Below are 16,707 nucleotides of genomic sequence, written 5' to 3' on the forward strand. Positions count from 1 at the left end.
AATAACTAATCAAAACTCCGTGTAATGCGTTTTAAATTTTCAAAGTAAGCTTCTAACCATTGTCTATTGAAACTATCCAAGTTTATTTGCAAGAAAAAATTCTCTAGTGCCAATCCAATAAGTCCTTCCGCTTGTTGAAAATTAAGGTTTGAATTTGTATCTGTCAACCAAAGGCTAATGAAGTCTTTACCAATAATCTGGTTAGATTTCGTCAAGGTTTCTTGATAAATCAACTTGTTTGAGTTTATACGAAGTTGTCTATTGAACAATAAGTCTGTTTTGTGTTCCAACAAAATATTTATCAAATCTGAGTTGATTGTCTTGGCTATTTTTTCTTTACCTGCAATTATTACAGACTGTGATAAATGAAATCTTAGAAGTCTGTCCACAAAAATATCTAAGTCAGAAAAATGATGATAAAATGAGGATTTACTGATGCCCACTGCTTTCGCAAGTTGTTCAACTTTTAATCCTTTCTCTCCAAACTCAGAAAATGTCTCATAGCCTTTTAATATCCATATTTCTTCTTTATCTGTCATAAAGTGTCTGTCGTTAAAATGCTAACGGTTGTTACCTGCTGTATTTTTTATGCTGTCAGTTTAATTAACGTTTCTACTCGCTCTTTTTCAATGTCAAAATTAAGTCTTTCGGTCTTATGAATTGGGCTGTCATATCCATAGATTGTAGTTTTTTCAAATGAACGAATGTCAAGAACTCTGAACGTCTTTTTGAATATTTTCAATTCCATATTCCTTGTGTCTAATACACCAATTTGTTGAACAGTTCCTTTTAAAAACTTTCGTGTCCAAATTGGTATTGCTAATAATTGTCCGTCTTTTTCCCATGCGGGAGGTCCACCACACCAATCGTTTATTTTTACTTTTTTCTTGTCCGAAGTCTCTAAAAAACATTGTCCACCGATTGGAGCTCCCATTGCAATTTCATTTAGGTCGTAATACACAACTTTATGATAATTGTCTGGCGAAACAAGTGTCTTGTAAGTGTTGTGAAAGTCCCAAGGATTTGGATAATTGTGTGTCATTTGTGTTGTAGTGTTAATATAGCAGGTAACGGTTCGGATATTGCCGAAGGCGGGGATTTTTGCTTCCAGCTCAATAAAAGTACCATAGTTCAAATATAGTAAAAAAGTTCAATAGAATTACTTCAGCCCTGCTTTTGGCAATACCTTGTTAGCAGAAGTTGTTTTATCTCAATAAAATGAATTTCAGTAAGTAAGAAATAAGCAGTAATACAATCAAATAGGTTGCGTTTCCAAAAAGATATACAAGGATTGATTTGAGGTAATTTATAGGTTTTGTTTCTCCAAAAAATTGCCCAATCGCCCAAACGATATAAACGAAATAAATAATTATTCCAACGGTTGCAATAAATTCACTTTTGAAGATATTCGCAATAAAAATAAAAAGTCCAAGTATTAAAAGTGCTTCTCCTAGAACATAAGACAGAAGAACTAGTATTTCGTAGATATTATATTTGAATTTTTTGAAGAATAGCTTTATCCAAAAAGCAATAAAAATTCCCATTATTAATTGAGCATATCCAATATTTTTATTTGTCCATTCTCCAATTTCTTTAGATCTCACTTTTCCTTTTAATTCTTCAATAGAGTTAATATTGAAAAATTCTATCTTGAGGTGAAAAAATTGAATGATTAAAGAGAAAATAACCGCTGAAACAAGTAGAAAAAATACAGGTTTAACATATTTATCTCTATTTTCAAATAGAAATTCGCGAATAGTTTTTCCTGGTTTTATCAAAAGATTTTTTATTGTTATGAATATTCCTTTGTCAAAGTGTAAGAAATGTTGAATCTCGTGAGTTATATAAAGGTGGTCAATTCTTTTTAATTTTGATTTCGGTTTATCTAAATTTTCCTCCAGTTTTTGTTCCATTTAAGTTTAATATGAAATTTTTGTTATACAATTTCTGCTAACGATGTTGGCGATAGTTTATGTTTCGGTAATGTTTGGTTTAGCACTGTTTCTTTCAATACCATCAAGAATAAGGGTAAGTATTGCATCTGATGTCTTGATGTCCGCAAAGTTCATTGACAGTAATATTTTCAGTTTGCTTTTTAAATGATTGTCAGGAATTTGGTCTGCAAGAGTTAATGCTTCTTCAAATTTTCTGTCAGCCCTAAGCTTGTCAAAAAATTCTGTCATTAGTTCTCTTGCTTTATTAGATTGTACAAAAAACAAAGCGGCAACTGCGTCAATAATTGTCCCTGAAATAATACTTATGACTGGCTTATACAATGAGCTTTCCTTTTGAAAAGTCAAAATGCCGATTACGATAATTACAAAACCGATTGATGCAAATATTAAACTAAACCAAAAGCTAATTTTTGATTGTGCCAATCCTTGTGAATGATATTGTCTTAGAAGTGCGTATTTTTTATCGTCTAAGTTTGTAGAGGTGTCTTTTGATGGTAGTTGCAGAAGGATTTTTTCTGTCTCTTGGTCTACATTACTTCCAAAATCTAAAAAGATTTTTCCAAAACGAACTTTTCCTCGTCTCAAGAAGACGAGAATAGAAATTATTGTCGCCAATATTGAGATTATGAGGACAATAATGTTAGTGAAATTGTCAAGTGGTGAGTTCATATTGTTGTCATATTGAGGGTTGTTTTAAATTACCGCCAACATCCAAATTTACACAATGCGCCAATATGTACTATACACAATTGCGCTAATGTTGTTTTATTTTTTAGTTATCTATTTGCTAATCATAAAATTAAAATTTATTATATTTGGATAAACGCACAAACTTTAAATGAATAAAAATTATGTAGAAGATTTTGCTACGATATTGCGTCTTCAGCGGTATGCAAAAAGCAGTATTAAAACCTATACCTCTCATTTGTCTTATTTTTTAAAATTCTCCGCAAAGTTTCAACCGGAAGAGATCACACAAAAGCAATTGGAAGATTTTATTATCTGGCTCGTTGAAAAGAAAAAAGTGGGATCATCTTATCAAAAAGCAATGATTTCCACGATTGTGAAATTTTATCAGGAAATTTTTCATAGAAGAGTCAATTTAAAACATCTTTACCCTCATAGAAGTGAAACTAAATTACCAAAATTTTTAACTAAAAAGGAGGTGAAAAAGATTTTAGATTCTACTTCCAACATAAAGCATAAAGCTATTCTTACAACCATTTATTCTTGTGGTCTCAGATTAGGCGAATTATTAGAACTTAAAATTTCCGATATTAAAACAGATCAGAATATTTTGATGATCAGACAGACAAAAGGAAATAAAGAAAGAGTAGTAATGATTTCTCCTAAACTTATTGATCTACTGAGAGATTATTACAGAGTTTATAACCCTAAAATATATTTGTTTGAAGGTAGAGGAAAAGAGAAGTATTCTCAGCGTAGCGTTCAACAGATTATGAAGTCATCACTAAAAAAATCGGGTGTCAAATCTCCTGCATCCGTTCACACGTTGCGGCATTCTTATGCAACTCACCTTTTGGAGAGCGGGACAGATATTAGAATTATTAAAGAACTTTTAGGACATAGTAATATAAAAACAACAGAAATTTACACCCACATTAATGTGGTAAGGTTTCAAATAAAAAGTCCGTTGGATCTTTTATAATAAAAAACTGCTTTGCTTTTAGCAAAACGGTTTAATATATTTATAGCATCAGTGATGAGTACATCACTCCTGGCATTCCTCCGCCCATTGGCATAGTCGGTTCATCTTTTTTCACTTCAGTGATCACACATTCTGTGGTTAATACCAACCGGATAGGGAAGATTTAGGCTTGCCTTTAATGCATCACTTCATAATTCCTTACGATTCGTCTTTTGTTTCATTTTTAAGCCGGTATTGCTTTCCCCATTCTGCCATTGCCAGCATAATTGGCGAAAGGCTCAGCCCAAAATCGGTGAGGGTATATTCAACTCTTGGCGGGATCTCTGCGTAAATTTTTCGGCTGATAATACCGTCTTGTTCCAGCTCCCGCAATTGAGAGGTAAGCATGGATTGGGTTATTCCTGTTACACTGCGTCTCAGCTCACCAAATCTTGCAGGTGCTGTAAGATAGATGGCATTGATGAGAATTGATTTCCATTTTCCGCCCAACACCTGCATCGTTGCCGCAACAGGACAGGAATTTTCATCAAAAATGAATTTTTTTTCTTGTATATCCTGTTGGTTTTCAGCTATAGTATTATTTTTCATACTTACATTTATTTATCGCCCTACTTGTGAAAATAAATTTAACATTTAATATTTGCAGTACTAAAATAAAAAAAGCAACAAAAAAAATTCAAATCAAAATGGAAAAATTTATGTTTTTATTCAGAGGCGGGGAGACACACGTTCACAATGCAAATGACTCCAAAGAAACAGTGGAATACATTCAATCATGGACAACCTGGATGCAGGGTCTCGGCCAGAAAGGAATCCTTGCCGGAGGAGAACCTCTTCAAACTACGGGCAAACAGGTAAACGGAAAAGATAAAGTTGTTACAGACGGTCCCTTTATTGAGGCCAAAGAAATGGTTGGAGGATACCTTATCGTTAATGCAAATGACATTGATGAGGCTGTAGAGATTTCAAAAGGGTGTCCTATTTTTGAAGAGAATGGAAAAGTAGAAGTTCGCCCGATTCAGCAGCAAAATTAATTTTCGGCTTCAAAATTCAGAAGTTTACAAAATGAATGACCATCTTTTCGCCATAAAGCGCAAAAGATGGTTTTTGTTTTAAGGCAGCACTTTTTATTTGCGAAGGGTACACGTTTTATACATTGCGAAATTCGGATATTTCTGGAATTAAACCGAAGTCCTTTAAATTATTTATAAAAAACCGCTCTGAAAATCAGAACGGTTAGTAGTAATGTTAAAATGTTTCGGTAATACGCCGTTAAGCTTCTGTTTTCTTTGCCAGCATATTGATTGCATTTTTTTCTTCCGTATTCATTTTTTCTATGGCGGCATCAATCTGCTCAAAGGCTTCTTTCTTTTTTAAAAGCAATTCGTCTTTGATCGCAATAAGGTTAATATCTTCCCCCTGATCGCCTTTTATGGATTCAGGATTTAAGCCATTCGATCTTAATTGGGAGATACTGTTTTCAATTTCTGAAACAGAAGTTGAGAATTCATTTTCCAGATTTGTCCTGGAAACAATCAGATCTGTTCGCTGACATTCAAAACTTTTATGGATGGCCTGCGCAAATTCTTCAGTTTGAGATTCCTGGAGCTTTTCACTCTCCAAAGAAACACCTTTTGCACGATCCTCTATTTTTTTTACTTCTGCTGATATCTTTTTTACGGTTACCGATGGCAAATTGAGAGACATGTCCTTTTTCACCATTTTTATTTCCGGGATGGCGGTTATAATATCGGTCGTTTCAACTTTTATTTCAGGTATTTTTGTTTTAATTTCCTGTTCTTCCATGGTAACTTCCGGTACTGAAGTTTTGATGTCTTTCCATTTTACAGTCCACCCTTCAATAACCGGATACTGTCCTGTTTTCTTGATGACCATCTTCGTTACAGGTTTTTTAAATTTTATGGATTTCAATTTCATGGTAACCTGCGGTGTGTCGAATGATAGTTTTTTATCCTTCATGGTAATCTGCGGTATGCTGCATGAAAAGTCTTTCCGGACCATTTTAATATCAAAGTCCATATTTACGGTAGCTTCCGGATTGCTGGGATCCGGAGCGTCCTTCGCAATGTCCTGCGATCTTTTTTCTAAAGTTGTAAAGTCATTTTGATACTTTGTTGCAATACCATCAAATGCTGTCTGGTCAAAATTGCATTGAGAATAGGCAATGCAGCTCGTGAATAATGTAGTTGCGATCAATAAGTTTTTCATAGCTCTGATTTTTAGTTGTGCTTACTCTGTTTTCGGTTTTTAGCATCCCCGTTTTGTTTTTGTAAAATTAGAGCTGGTAGAAAAGTGAATCAATAACCCATTAGGGTACTATTTGCAGGGGGTTACGAGCAGATGTGTTTATGATGAAATACAGTTTCTATATGCTATTTGGAAACCGTAATGGTAAGCTTGTTTTTCTTTTGCCGAATGTGTACCGTTTTGCCTTCCCCGAAACCCAGCGCATCAAGCCATTTCCCTCTAAGCCGGATTTCCGGGACGGTGATGAGGTGATGGCTGCTTTGCTGGTAACGTCTGTGAATTTTAATTTTTCTTGAATTCATCGTGGTGCTGTTTTTTGTTGTTTACCGGCTGTAAAGGCGGAAGCCCCGATCATTTCTGAACTTCCTGCCTGTACCAGCCAAGGTAATATATAGAATTTGTGTTTTTTTCAACGTTTTATTTATTGAGCAAATATAAAATAATTTTTTGATTTGTCAACTTACTATATGACAAATTTGTCATCGAATTGGCTGACATTTGGATCATGACCAGAGATCAGTTAAAAAAAGAATTTGGTAAACGAATTATCATGCTTCGTGAACAGAAGGGTTGGAGCCAGTCTGATTTCGCACGTGCGTGCAATAAAGACCGACAAGCGATTGAAAAGCTTGAAAACGGAAAAGTAAATCCTACACTTTATACTTTGCTGGAATTAGCGAATGCTTTGGAAATTTCTTTGGGGGAGTTGGTGGATGTGAAGTGATTTTGCTTCAAGATTTAAGTTGGCACGAGCGGGATGCGCGCGCTAGCGTGGGAATCAAAAAATTAATTAATATTATTGTATAAGTTATTTGAAAATTCTCGAATTGATTTAAGACTTTTTTCTAAAAGTTGTATTAAATCACACTGATAGTCTTTAAGTAAGAATGTTTTATTCTCTACTATTTCAAAATTGAATTGAGGCGTTACTAATCCTTTTTTAGTAATTTCAATAGTGTCATTGTTTATAACAAAATCATCAATTGGTTTATCATCTATATAATTACCTTTAAATGTTACTGCCCGAGCATCAGGAATATAAATGACTCCTGGTATATCAACTGTTATTTTCTTATGTACATCTATTTGATTTTCTATATTTAAGGCGTTATTATGCTTTGCTTCATTTGTTGCCTCACACATAATAACTAACCAGTTATCATTTAAAATATGTGGTTGTAAATCTTCTATAAACTTATAAATTTTTGGATTCTTTTTCTTTAAAGAAAGAAAATTTCGATTAATACTTTTTTTAAATTGGTCTTCAGTTTTACCATAAGGAAAGTATATTTTGGATTTTTTATTATAAACAGTATAATTGATATACTGCGCGCAATATTCAAGTGAACTTCTTAAGTTTTCTAATATATTTTTTACATCTACTTTAGAGATTGTTTCTGATTTTTTTATCTCTTCTATCTTATTAGAACAATGTTCTAATAACTCCTCTATATCTTTCTTTGTCATATTAATTTGGATTAAGTTTATAAATTATATTTAGTTTAAAATCGTTTCCACTTAATTTTGTTAATTATAATCATAGAGACCGATTAATAATTAAGTTCCAATATTTAGAAATTTTCTAAAATTGTCGAATATCTTTATGCATAATTAAAATAAAAATTGGAAGGAAAAATAAGAATTTGATTTAAGTTCTTTCATGGTTTTTATTAATTAGTTTCTCAAATATAATTAAAAATAATACAAAATAAAAACCGCTTTTTGGAAGTGGCTATGTTTTTATTTATTGCTCGAAATCAGGAGACTTTGCGAAACAGAGCATTGTTGGCTTTCCAAGCCTAATGAAACTTGTTATGGCAGTGCTTTTTTATTCAAAAGGAAATAATAATCTAGAAGATTTTCTTATCGGAAAAGTTTTTTCATCATATTTATCAGCTATTAATTTTACTTTCTTATATAATTTTTTATCTTTTATATAGCTATAAATCATTAGTATAAATAATAAGAGTATTAAGAGAGCTAATATACCACCCCCAATTAATCCCCAATACGATAAATTTTGTCTAAGTGTTTTTACATTCCCTGTAAGTCCAATTTTTTTATCGGATCCAATATTTTTAATGATTTCATTTTCATTATTATCAGTAAGTAATATTTCATTTAAACCATTAGCTTCAATTGATGAATAAAATTTTGTTGAGTCGCTTTTTATTTCATAAGAGACATTATAATTTGGAAATATAAACTGACCAGCAGAAAAGTAGAGACCTATACAAACTATTCCTAATAAATAAACACTTAAAAAAATCAATCCAAATTTTCCAATAGGCTTCGCAGGAAGTTCTTCCTTTTGTATTGATTTTAAGTTAGTAATTCTATGACTAAAACTAATATTACGAGATAAATGTCTTGTGATATCTATAGTTTCTGACTTTTCATTAATTTCAGTCTGTGGCTTATATTCGATTACTGAATCAAAAGTAAAAAATTCATTTTCTTTGAGAATATCCCAATGGAAAGTCAAATGACTTTCTGTGTGATTAAATGAAATATTAACGTCCATTGATTGGTCAATTATTTTTATTTTTTTCCATTCATAGTTTTCAGGTAATTTTACTTTAAGAGGTTGATGAATTATAGTTTTATCTATGTCTGTGTTACCTGAATTAAAAAACGTTCCTTTATAAATTAGTAAGTTTTCATCTATTTTTTTTCCTTTGTATTTTATTTCAACCTCTTCCAAATCTTTTACAACATTTTTAAATAGGGAAATGCAGCTATTCTCAAAAAAGAGCAAATTTGTAGTTGTTTTCTGATTATCAGTGAATTTGATGCCCCAATATCCAACTATTATTGTAGCGACAACTCCAAGAATCATATATATTAAATTTATATCCATATATTTTTTAATTATTGCAAACTTATATAAGCGAACAAACTTTGGTATATCCAGTTAAAATAGCTACATTGACGAAGGTTTGTTTCACTTTATCTATTTCAAAGATATTAAATAAATCATTAAAAATATTTTTTTACATATAATCTAATTCAAAAAACCGCTCTGAAAATCAGAACGGTTAGTATATTAAATTGTCTCGGTCGCAGACCGTATTACATCATTCCTGGCATTCCTCCGCCCATTGGCATGGCCGGTTCGTCTTTTTTCACTTCAGTGATCACACATTCTGTGGTTAATAACATTCCGGATACGGAAGCTGCGTTTTCAAGGGCAACTCTTGTTACTTTCGTAGGGTCGATGATTCCTGCTTCAAGCATGTTGACATACTCGTCGGTTTTTGCGTTGTACCCGAAGTCACCTTGTCCTTCTGCTACTTTCGCAACGATTACAGAACCTTCACCACCTGCGTTGGCAACGATTTGTCTCAATGGCTCTTCGATCGCTCTTTTCACGATTTTGATCCCTGTGCTTTCGTCAGAATTAATTCCTGTAAGGTTTTCCAAAGCAGCGATGGCTCTTACCAAAGCAACACCACCTCCTGCAACGATACCTTCTTCAACGGCAGCTCTTGTCGCGTGAAGGGCATCGTCAACTCTGTCTTTTTTCTCTTTCATTTCCACTTCAGAAGCAGCACCCACGTAAAGTACGGCAACCCCTCCGGCTAATTTAGCCAGTCTTTCCTGAAGCTTTTCTCTGTCGTAATCAGAAGTAGTGGTTTCCATCTGCGCTTTGATCTGGTTTACTCTACCTTTGATCTTGCTTTCTTCACCGCCACCGTTTACGATCGTTGTATTATCTTTATCGATAGAAACTTTTTCAGCAGTTCCCAGCATATCCAAAGATATGTTTTCCATTGTGAAACCTTGTTCTTCAGAGATTACCTGTCCGCCAGTTAAGATGGCGATATCTTCTAACATTGCTTTTCTTCTGTCCCCGAATCCAGGCGCTTTAACGGCAGCAATTTTAAGAGAACCTCTTAATTTGTTTACTACCAAAGTAGCCAATGCTTCACCTTCTACTTCTTCAGAGATGATCAATAGAGACTTACCTCCCTGAGCAATCGGCTCAAGAACAGGAAGCAATTCTTTCATGGAAGAGATTTTTTTCTCAACCAAAAGGATGTATGGATTTTCTAATTCAGCCAGCATTTTTTCAGGGTTGGTCACGAAATACGGCGACTGGTATCCTCTGTCGAACTGCATCCCTTCTACAACGTCTACCGTTGTATCGATTCCTTTCGCTTCTTCTACCGTGATCACTCCTTCTTTACCCACTTTTCCGAAAGCTTCAGCGATCAAAGCACCGATCGTTTCATCGTTATTCGCAGATACGGAAGCCACCTGCTTCACCATTTCCGTAGAATCACCAACAGTTTTAGACTGGGATTTAAGGTTTTCAACAACTGCTGTTACCGCTTTGTCGATTCCTCTTTTAAGATCCATCGGGTTAGCTCCTGCCGCTACGTTTTTAAGACCTTCTCTTACGATAGCCTGAGCCAAAACGGTAGCGGTAGTAGTACCATCACCCGCGATGTCATTGGTTTTGGAAGCCACTTCCTTCACCATCTGAGCACCCATGTTTTCAACTTTATCTTCAAGTTCGATTTCTTTTGCAACAGAAACCCCGTCCTTCGTTACATGAGGTGCCCCGAAAGATTTTTCGATCACCACATTTCTTCCTTTTGGTCCTAATGTTACTTTTACTGCATTAGCCAATGCATCAACCCCTCTTTTTAAAGCGTCTCTTGATTCAATATCGAATTTTATTTCTTTTGCCATATTGTTTAGCTTTTGGCGATTTGCTTTTAGCTTTTGGCTTTAGCAATTCGCGGTTTGTTTTTTAATAATTTGATTTTAATTTAATCTTAGTTTGTTTAAATTTTATATCAACATTAAGAATTTAAGAAAATAGTTCTACAGAAAGGATTTTTAAGGATTTTACCTTTGGTGAAATTAAGCAGGGCGCTTATATATCGAAGATATCCTTAACGGGCCTTTAAGATTTAATTATCTAAATTTCTTAATGTTTAAATTCAGAACAAAATCTTACCCGATGATGCCAAGTAAGTCTCCTTCTTTTACAATTAAATAATCTTTTCCTTCCAGCTTTAATTCAGATCCTGAATATTTTCCGTAAAGAACTTTGTCACCTACCTGAACAGTTGTAGGCTCATCTTTCTTACCAGGACCTACTGCCACTACGGTACCTTCCTGCGGCTTTTCTTTTGCGGTGTCCGGAATAATAATACCTGAAGCTGTTTTAGTTTCTGCAGCGATCGGCTCTATCAAAACTCTGTCTGCTAATGGTTTAAAGTTTACTGACATAATATATTTAATTTTTTAATTATTTCTGTCTTGTAACTCGCTAATTGTATGCCAAGAGAAGGAAAACAAAATTTTGGCAGACTAATTTTGAAGGAGCGGAAATTTTGGCAGAAAAATAAATTTTACTTCAAATGAAATATGTTTAAACAAATGTGATTTGTATTTGAAAATAAATTATATTTTTGCGATAAATTTATCAAAAACAGCTTTAAATGAAGAAAATTTTATTAATGGCGTCAATGACTCTTTGCGGCATGAGTATTTATGCTCAGACTACTGTCGAACCGGAATTTATTGGTGAGTGTATGTTATTAAAGCCCGACCAAAGTACGGTGCTTTTAGAAAAACATATGACACAGACGCGTTCAGCAATGAACGCAGGAATGGTGATCACAGGTTTCGGGAGTGTGAAATCTAAATTGCAAATTGAAGGTTGTTGTTCTGCTACAAAATTAAGAGCCGGTGATGATATCCAGTTTATTGTACGAGCGGTAGATAACAATACAGATCCAATGGCAATAATTAAAATTTTTGAATTCGATTCAAGCAAAAAATTCAGAAGGGCTGAACTGGCATCTGTAAATACGTTTGGAACTACAAAAACAAATAAACTGCACTATCTGAACTTTACAGGAAAGAAATATGGCCAAAACTCATATCTTATTACTTTAAAAGATAAGCCTCCCGGAGAATACGGGATTACGGTAACTAATCCGAATTCACTGGATGAGAAAAGTACCATCATAGCAACTTTTTCTATTCTTTAAAAACAAAAAAGAGGCTGTTCCCGATGTAAGAAACAGCCTCTTTTTATATTATGAGGATAAGTTTATTTCTTTCCTGCAGCCTGCATCGGGTTTACTTTTCCGTTGGAAGCACCTCTGGTATTTCCGCCTTCTTTCTGCTTGAATAATTCAAATTTGGAAACCTGGGCATTTCCACCATCGTTGCTCCAGAAATTGTTGGAAGTATCAATATCAGCCGTTTCTCTCATCGGGTCTAGCTGAATGGATTTTAATTTTTTGTCAAAATAAAACGTTTTGGATGCTTTCTGCTCGTTCATTCTCCAGATCTGCGCGGAAGATTTATCGGTAAGTTTTGTTCCGTCTTCAAAGGTAAATTCAAGGATAATGGGCATTACAAGTCCACCCTTATTCACAAAATCAATTTGGTAAGCGGTGATATTTTTAAACTTATCTTTTTCTTTTTGCGTTAACGGCTCGGTACCTTCTACTTTGAAGGTGTATTCCTTATTGTTGTCAACTTTTTCCTGACCTCTGTCGTAACGGTAATAGAAATCCTGGGCTTCCTTATCCTTTTCTACGTAGAACGTGATGTTTTTATCTTCTCTGTTTCTGATTTTTGAAATATCTTCAAAATCATTTACAGCAGGCTTGTCGACTTTATACTTTGTTTCTTTGGCTTCTCTGGCAGGCGTTTCCAGATTCGGAGTTGCAATGGTTACTTTGTCGATAGCAATATCCACAGGATCTGTTCCGTAGAACCAGCCTCTCCAGAACCAGTCCAGGTCTTCACCGCTTGCATCTTCCATTGTTCTGAAGAAATCTGCAGGTTCAGGATGCCTGAAAGCCCACCTTTTAGCATAGGTTTTAAAAGCTTTATCGAAAAGCTCTCTTCCCATGATGGTTTCGCGAAGAATGTTCAATCCGGTGGCTGGTTTTGAATAGGCATTCGGGCCAAACTGAATGATGTTTTCAGAATTTGACATGATGGGTTCCAATTGATCTTTCGGAAGTTTCATGTAATCCACAATGGTCCATGCCGGCCCTCTTTTGGACGGGAATTTATTGTCCCATCTTTCCTCGGTAAGATATTCTACAAAAGTATTCAGTCCCTCATCCATCCAGCTCCATTGTCTTTCGTCTGAGTTGATGATCATTGGGAAGAAGTTGTGACCCACCTCATGGATTACAACGCCCAGCATACCATTTTTAATCCCTTCCGAATACGTTCCGTCTTTTTCTGTTCTTCCATAGTTGAAACAGATCATTGGGTATTCCATACCGTTTGCAGCTTCCACGGACTGGGCAACCGGATACGGATAAGGAATCGTAAATTCCGAATATGTTTTAATGGTATGCGCTACTGCTTTGGTTGAATATTTTCTGTATAAATTATATGCTTCTTTCGGGTAAAAGCTCATTGCCATTACTTTATTGTTGTTTTCGGGAATAAGCACGCCCATTCCGTCCCATACAAATTTTCTGGAAGAAGTCCAGGCGAAATCTCTTACATCATTCGCCTCGAAGGTCCATGTTTTTCTTTGCTTCGAATGGTTTTTCTCTGCTTTTTTAGCTTCATCAAGCGTCACGATTTCTACAGGCTCTGCCGAGGTTTTGGATTTATTGTAACGGGCTAATTGTTCAGGTGTTAAAACCTGATCGTAGTTTTTACATTCTCCCGTTCCGCCAACGATATGATCTGCAGGAACATTCATGGAAACTTTAAAATTTCCGAAAACGAGCGCAAATTCTCCTCTTCCCGTAAACTGATGGTTTTGCCACCCGTGGAAATCGCTGTACACACACATTCTCGGGTACCACTGCGTCATGGTGTAAAGATCGTTGCCGTCTTCAGGAAAGTTTTCGTAACCACCACGGCCTCCCATTTTCATTCTGTTCGGGATGTTATAGTTCCAGTCTATTTTGAAAACCAGCTTTTCACCTTTTTTTAATACTTTTGGTAAATCAATACGCATCATGGTTTTGTTTACCGTATACTTTAAGGGGTTTCCTGAAGCATCCGTTACTTTTTCGAGATTTACGCCATATCCGTTATCAGAAACTGGCAGGTCGGTAGGGCGCAATTGCTGATCGTTTGAAGCTTTCGGAAGAGTGGAAGAGTATGGAAAGTCTGCTTTTTTTACACTTGATTGTTGATTTTCATCTAACTGAAGCCATATATAATCAAGATCATCCGGAGAATTGTTATAGTAGGTTATGGTTTCAGAGCCCTTGAGATTTCTCTTATCTTCATCAAGATAGGCGGTAATACTATAGTCGGCTCTGTTTTGCCAGTATCCATGACCAGGTGCTCCTGAAGCGGTTCTGTAAATATTGGGAGTGGGAAGGATGGTTCCGAGCTGTTCAAATTTATTTCCGTGGTTGCTCCCCGGATTATTCTGAATATTTTGTGCGGTGAAACCTGTATATGTGAATACAGAAAGAGAAAGTATGACAACTTTTAGTTTCATAACCGATTTTTTTTAAAAGATTTTCAAATATAGCAATAAGTAGATGAAAAACTGAAAATGTTTCAGCTTTAGAAAGGAATTCTTTCCAATGTCATTTTTAATGATAAAGCAAAGACCCCTGAAGATACGAAAAGCACCCAGTCTTTCTGATTAACTTTAAAAACTTTAAGTAGAATAAACAGGATAATTAGAATTCCGAAAACAATAGCAATCTGTCCCAGCTCCAGTCCGATATTAAAGCCTAATAAAGGGATGGCAATACTTTGGCTTTTGGCAATCATTACTCTTGCGGTATTCGCAAAACCCATTCCGTGGATGAGTCCGAAAATTAAAGCTAAATAATAATTGGCATTGTTTTGAGATTTCTTTTTATTTCTGAAGACAATATTATTCAGAGAAGTTAAAACAATCGTCAGCGGAATCAGAAATTCCACCCAATCCGAATTTATCCGGATAATATCAAAAGTGCTTAATGCTAATGTTATTGAATGGCCGATGGTAAAGGCGGTGATGAGAATCAAAATTTTCTTAAGATCATTAAACGAATATACTGCGATTAGTGCCAACACAAAAAGCTGATGATCGAGAGCATCCAAAGAAATAATATGTTCCCAGCCGAGGTTCAGATAGAATAAAAAATCCTGCATTTTTCCAATATTATTTTTGAAATGCGATGATACAAAATTTATTTTAACTTTGTGTAAAATTAAATGTTATGATTGTCAATATAGAACTGGATAATACGGCAGATTTTGCATTTATAAAAAAGCTTTTAGAAAATATAAAAGGAATTAAATCTGTTTCTGTAGAAGATAATGAAGAGTTTTATGAAGATGGAACCCCAAAATGGTTTATTGATAAATTGGCCGATTATGCAGACCGTCTGGAAGATAAGGATATGATATCGGAAGAAGAGTTTTTTAAATATGTTGATGAAGAAATATGCAGATTGAATTCTCAGAAATAGCAAACAAACTTTACGGGATCAAATTATATTTCTCGAAACGATTTGGAGTAATCGTGAAATTGTTATCTTGCTTCAAGATATCAGAAGGGTTTCCAATAATTTGAAAAATGGTCAATTCAATTTGTATCAAAAATATTCAAAAGATATCCGTTCAGCATTAATCGGCAAAAAGCACGTAAGAATGTTTTTCCGTCAAGAAAATGATACGCTAATCAAAGTCCTTCTCTTCTTCGATATGCGGCAGGATCCGCATAAAATACTTGATCTGCTACAATGAAAAAACTTCTTTTTTTATTTTCTGTTCTTCTTATTTTTTTCTCCTTTGTGAAGGCAAAACATCCGTATCATGTTGGTTCGGTAGAAATCAATTATAATCAGAAATCAAAAACTTTTGAAATTACAGGCCGTTTTTTCCTGGATGATCTTGAAAACGGATTAAATAATAAATACGGGAAATCGCTGCATTTTAACGATCCGAAATTTAAAAGTCAGCTTAATGAAGCATTAAAAAATTATTCCGCAGAATATTTTAAACTCAAAGGGAATAATAAATTTTTAAATGTTGGTTTTGTAGGTTATGAAGAGGACCATGAATCAGTAAATATTTATCTTGAGTCTGAAAAAATCGACAATCCTAAAAAAGTGGAGGCAGCGGTGAGTTTTCTTTATAATTTATTTGATGATCAGATCAATATTGTACACATTATCGTTAACGGAAACAGGAAAAGTGAAAAACTGACCTACCCAAACCGATATCTTTTTCAACAGTTTTAAAAATTAATTTTCCAGCTGTAAAAGAGCATTAATACCTTTTGCATGTTCCATGAGATCGGGAAAAAAATCATCATAACATTCCTGAAGGAAATTTTTATTTTTCAAAAAAGCATCGTGAACGGGAATATCTGTATCTAAATATTTTGCTTTGTTCAAAACGTTTCTCATGCTGTAACCGATATTTTTTTCAAAACGGTAATTATACAGCCAGTCACCTTCTTCCATTTTTTCAAGCATTCTTCTGAAATTTTCCGGAAGGAATTCATAATTTTCGTTTAGAATGCGATACACTTTTTGAGAGTGATTTTTCCAGCCCTCTAAGGAATTCAACTTTAAATCATTCGCTACAAAATAATCCATTGCTACATCTACAAATGCTCCAGCATATAATCTTACCAATGGAGCAAAGACTTTTTTAGCTTCATGAATTGCCGGATGAGCATCTGTAAAAGTGTCAATCGTGCGGTGCAAAGTAATTCCGTCCTGAATGTCTTTCGGGAAGGAAAAACGGTCTCTGTTGCGGATAAAATCTTCCAGAAACTGCCCGACAATCTGTCCGTCTGTAAAGGTAAGAAAAGAATGAGCGAGATAGTTCATGTTTTACTTTAAGGCTATA

At 34.6% G+C, this 16,707-nt stretch carries 20 protein-coding genes; 6 read left to right on the top strand and 14 right to left on the bottom strand.

All coding sequences use genetic code 11. The annotated features are described in order from the left end of the window. Positions 1-5: 5 nt before the first annotated feature. From BUA76_RS04275 to BUA76_RS04290, 4 genes are all read right to left on the bottom strand, one after another. Positions 6-539 carry a TetR/AcrR family transcriptional regulator gene (locus BUA76_RS04275; protein WP_072883577.1) on the bottom strand — a complete coding sequence of 178 codons (534 nt, stop codon included), beginning with the start codon at positions 537-539 and terminating at the stop codon, positions 6-8. Between the two features lie 47 nt (positions 540-586). Beyond that, positions 587-1,135: a hypothetical protein gene (locus BUA76_RS04280; RefSeq protein WP_083573154.1), complete on the bottom strand. Its 549-nt coding sequence runs from the start codon at positions 1,133-1,135 to the stop codon at positions 587-589. A 70-nt stretch (positions 1,136-1,205) separates the two neighbouring features. Beyond that, positions 1,206-1,913, bottom strand: a complete 708-nt coding sequence (locus BUA76_RS04285) for a DUF3667 domain-containing protein (protein WP_072883578.1) — start codon at positions 1,911-1,913, stop codon at positions 1,206-1,208. Between the two features lie 57 nt (positions 1,914-1,970). Further along, positions 1,971-2,624, bottom strand: coding sequence for a TRADD-N-associated membrane domain-containing protein (locus BUA76_RS04290; protein WP_072883579.1), 654 nt, complete (start codon positions 2,622-2,624; stop codon positions 1,971-1,973). Between the two features lie 169 nt (positions 2,625-2,793). Between BUA76_RS04290 and xerA the strand changes: the two genes are divergently transcribed. Beyond that, on the top strand, positions 2,794-3,624 hold the full coding sequence (gene xerA, locus BUA76_RS04295; RefSeq protein ID WP_072883580.1) for a site-specific tyrosine recombinase/integron integrase: 831 nt from the start codon (positions 2,794-2,796) through the stop codon (positions 3,622-3,624). Between the two features lie 198 nt (positions 3,625-3,822). On the opposite strand, the gene BUA76_RS04300 is transcribed toward xerA, so the two are convergent. Beyond that, on the bottom strand, positions 3,823-4,212 hold the full coding sequence (locus BUA76_RS04300) for a winged helix-turn-helix transcriptional regulator (RefSeq protein ID WP_083573155.1): 390 nt from the start codon (positions 4,210-4,212) through the stop codon (positions 3,823-3,825). Between the two features lie 98 nt (positions 4,213-4,310). On the opposite strand from BUA76_RS04300, the gene BUA76_RS04305 reads away from it, so the two are divergent. Further along, complete coding sequence (locus tag BUA76_RS04305) at positions 4,311-4,658, top strand: YciI family protein (protein ID WP_072883700.1); 348 nt, start codon at positions 4,311-4,313, stop codon at positions 4,656-4,658. A 238-nt stretch (positions 4,659-4,896) separates the two neighbouring features. Here the strand turns inward: BUA76_RS04305 and BUA76_RS04310 are convergent, their stop codons facing one another. Together BUA76_RS04310 and BUA76_RS04315 are read right to left on the bottom strand one after the other, a co-directional pair. Next, the gene (locus BUA76_RS04310) at positions 4,897-5,853 is read right to left on the bottom strand and encodes a hypothetical protein (protein WP_072883581.1); all 957 of its coding nucleotides are present in this window, start codon (positions 5,851-5,853) and stop codon (positions 4,897-4,899) included. A 164-nt stretch (positions 5,854-6,017) separates the two neighbouring features. Continuing rightward, on the bottom strand, positions 6,018-6,194 hold the full coding sequence (locus BUA76_RS04315; RefSeq protein WP_072883582.1) for a SymE family type I addiction module toxin: 177 nt from the start codon (positions 6,192-6,194) through the stop codon (positions 6,018-6,020). A gap of 185 nt (positions 6,195-6,379) precedes the next feature. On the opposite strand from BUA76_RS04315, the gene BUA76_RS04320 reads away from it, so the two are divergent. Next, positions 6,380-6,616 carry a helix-turn-helix domain-containing protein gene (locus tag BUA76_RS04320; protein WP_228408457.1) on the top strand — a complete coding sequence of 79 codons (237 nt, stop codon included), beginning with the start codon at positions 6,380-6,382 and terminating at the stop codon, positions 6,614-6,616. 62 nt (positions 6,617-6,678) lie between these two features. Here BUA76_RS04320 and BUA76_RS04325 read toward each other — a convergent pair whose 3' ends face one another. The 4 genes from BUA76_RS04325 to BUA76_RS04340 form a co-directional block, all read right to left on the bottom strand. Further along, positions 6,679-7,359 carry a hypothetical protein gene (locus BUA76_RS04325; protein ID WP_072883584.1) on the bottom strand — a complete coding sequence of 227 codons (681 nt, stop codon included), beginning with the start codon at positions 7,357-7,359 and terminating at the stop codon, positions 6,679-6,681. A 361-nt stretch (positions 7,360-7,720) separates the two neighbouring features. Beyond that, complete coding sequence (locus tag BUA76_RS04330; RefSeq protein WP_072883585.1) at positions 7,721-8,752, bottom strand: hypothetical protein; 1,032 nt, start codon at positions 8,750-8,752, stop codon at positions 7,721-7,723. Between the two features lie 212 nt (positions 8,753-8,964). Continuing rightward, on the bottom strand, positions 8,965-10,590 hold the full coding sequence (gene groL / locus BUA76_RS04335) for a chaperonin GroEL (RefSeq protein ID WP_072883586.1): 1,626 nt from the start codon (positions 10,588-10,590) through the stop codon (positions 8,965-8,967). 267 nt (positions 10,591-10,857) lie between these two features. Then, positions 10,858-11,136, bottom strand: coding sequence for a co-chaperone GroES (locus BUA76_RS04340; protein WP_040997294.1), 279 nt, complete (start codon positions 11,134-11,136; stop codon positions 10,858-10,860). A gap of 212 nt (positions 11,137-11,348) precedes the next feature. On the opposite strand from BUA76_RS04340, the gene BUA76_RS04345 reads away from it, so the two are divergent. Next, positions 11,349-11,903, top strand: coding sequence for a hypothetical protein (locus tag BUA76_RS04345; protein ID WP_072883587.1), 555 nt, complete (start codon positions 11,349-11,351; stop codon positions 11,901-11,903). 62 nt (positions 11,904-11,965) lie between these two features. Here BUA76_RS04345 and BUA76_RS04350 read toward each other — a convergent pair whose 3' ends face one another. Then, positions 11,966-14,350: a M1 family metallopeptidase gene (locus tag BUA76_RS04350; protein WP_072883588.1), complete on the bottom strand. Its 2,385-nt coding sequence runs from the start codon at positions 14,348-14,350 to the stop codon at positions 11,966-11,968. A gap of 68 nt (positions 14,351-14,418) precedes the next feature. Continuing rightward, positions 14,419-14,997: a HupE/UreJ family protein gene (locus BUA76_RS04355; RefSeq protein ID WP_072883589.1), complete on the bottom strand. Its 579-nt coding sequence runs from the start codon at positions 14,995-14,997 to the stop codon at positions 14,419-14,421. Between the two features lie 68 nt (positions 14,998-15,065). Between BUA76_RS04355 and BUA76_RS04360 the strand changes: the two genes are divergently transcribed. Next, positions 15,066-15,317, top strand: coding sequence for a hypothetical protein (locus BUA76_RS04360; RefSeq protein WP_072883590.1), 252 nt, complete (start codon positions 15,066-15,068; stop codon positions 15,315-15,317). 273 nt (positions 15,318-15,590) lie between these two features. Beyond that, positions 15,591-16,091: a DUF6702 family protein gene (locus BUA76_RS04370; protein ID WP_072883592.1), complete on the top strand. Its 501-nt coding sequence runs from the start codon at positions 15,591-15,593 to the stop codon at positions 16,089-16,091. Positions 16,092-16,094: 3 nt separating this feature from the next. On the opposite strand, the gene BUA76_RS04375 is transcribed toward BUA76_RS04370, so the two are convergent. Continuing rightward, complete coding sequence (locus tag BUA76_RS04375; RefSeq protein ID WP_072883593.1) at positions 16,095-16,688, bottom strand: acyl carrier protein phosphodiesterase; 594 nt, start codon at positions 16,686-16,688, stop codon at positions 16,095-16,097. Positions 16,689-16,707: the final 19 nt, after the last annotated feature.

The organism is Chryseobacterium takakiae, from assembly GCF_900129385.1.
GTDB lineage: Bacteria > Bacteroidota > Bacteroidia > Flavobacteriales > Weeksellaceae > Chryseobacterium > Chryseobacterium takakiae.

Excerpts from the sequence above, each read along its gene's own strand:
- BUA76_RS04330 (WP_072883585.1), bottom strand. The coding sequence starts at position 8,752 with ATGGATATAAATTTAATATATATGATTCTTGGAGTTGTCGCTACAATA.
- groL (WP_072883586.1), bottom strand. The coding sequence starts at position 10,590 with ATGGCAAAAGAAATAAAATTCGATATTGAATCAAGAGACGCTTTAAAA.
- BUA76_RS04285 (WP_072883578.1), bottom strand. The coding sequence starts at position 1,913 with ATGGAACAAAAACTGGAGGAAAATTTAGATAAACCGAAATCAAAATTA.
- BUA76_RS04350 (WP_072883588.1), bottom strand. The coding sequence starts at position 14,350 with ATGAAACTAAAAGTTGTCATACTTTCTCTTTCTGTATTCACATATACA.
- BUA76_RS04310 (WP_072883581.1), bottom strand. The coding sequence starts at position 5,853 with ATGAAAAACTTATTGATCGCAACTACATTATTCACGAGCTGCATTGCC.
- BUA76_RS04370 (WP_072883592.1), top strand. The coding sequence starts at position 15,591 with ATGAAAAAACTTCTTTTTTTATTTTCTGTTCTTCTTATTTTTTTCTCC.
- BUA76_RS04325 (WP_072883584.1), bottom strand. The coding sequence starts at position 7,359 with ATGACAAAGAAAGATATAGAGGAGTTATTAGAACATTGTTCTAATAAG.
- BUA76_RS04355 (WP_072883589.1), bottom strand. The coding sequence starts at position 14,997 with ATGCAGGATTTTTTATTCTATCTGAACCTCGGCTGGGAACATATTATT.
- BUA76_RS04300 (WP_083573155.1), bottom strand. The coding sequence starts at position 4,212 with ATGAAAAATAATACTATAGCTGAAAACCAACAGGATATACAAGAAAAA.
- BUA76_RS04375 (WP_072883593.1), bottom strand. The coding sequence starts at position 16,688 with ATGAACTATCTCGCTCATTCTTTTCTTACCTTTACAGACGGACAGATT.
- xerA (WP_072883580.1), top strand. The coding sequence starts at position 2,794 with ATGAATAAAAATTATGTAGAAGATTTTGCTACGATATTGCGTCTTCAG.
- BUA76_RS04275 (WP_072883577.1), bottom strand. The coding sequence starts at position 539 with ATGACAGATAAAGAAGAAATATGGATATTAAAAGGCTATGAGACATTT.
- BUA76_RS04305 (WP_072883700.1), top strand. The coding sequence starts at position 4,311 with ATGGAAAAATTTATGTTTTTATTCAGAGGCGGGGAGACACACGTTCAC.
- BUA76_RS04360 (WP_072883590.1), top strand. The coding sequence starts at position 15,066 with ATGATTGTCAATATAGAACTGGATAATACGGCAGATTTTGCATTTATA.
- BUA76_RS04345 (WP_072883587.1), top strand. The coding sequence starts at position 11,349 with ATGAAGAAAATTTTATTAATGGCGTCAATGACTCTTTGCGGCATGAGT.
- BUA76_RS04340 (WP_040997294.1), bottom strand. The coding sequence starts at position 11,136 with ATGTCAGTAAACTTTAAACCATTAGCAGACAGAGTTTTGATAGAGCCG.
- BUA76_RS04290 (WP_072883579.1), bottom strand. The coding sequence starts at position 2,624 with ATGAACTCACCACTTGACAATTTCACTAACATTATTGTCCTCATAATC.
- BUA76_RS04315 (WP_072883582.1), bottom strand. The coding sequence starts at position 6,194 with ATGAATTCAAGAAAAATTAAAATTCACAGACGTTACCAGCAAAGCAGC.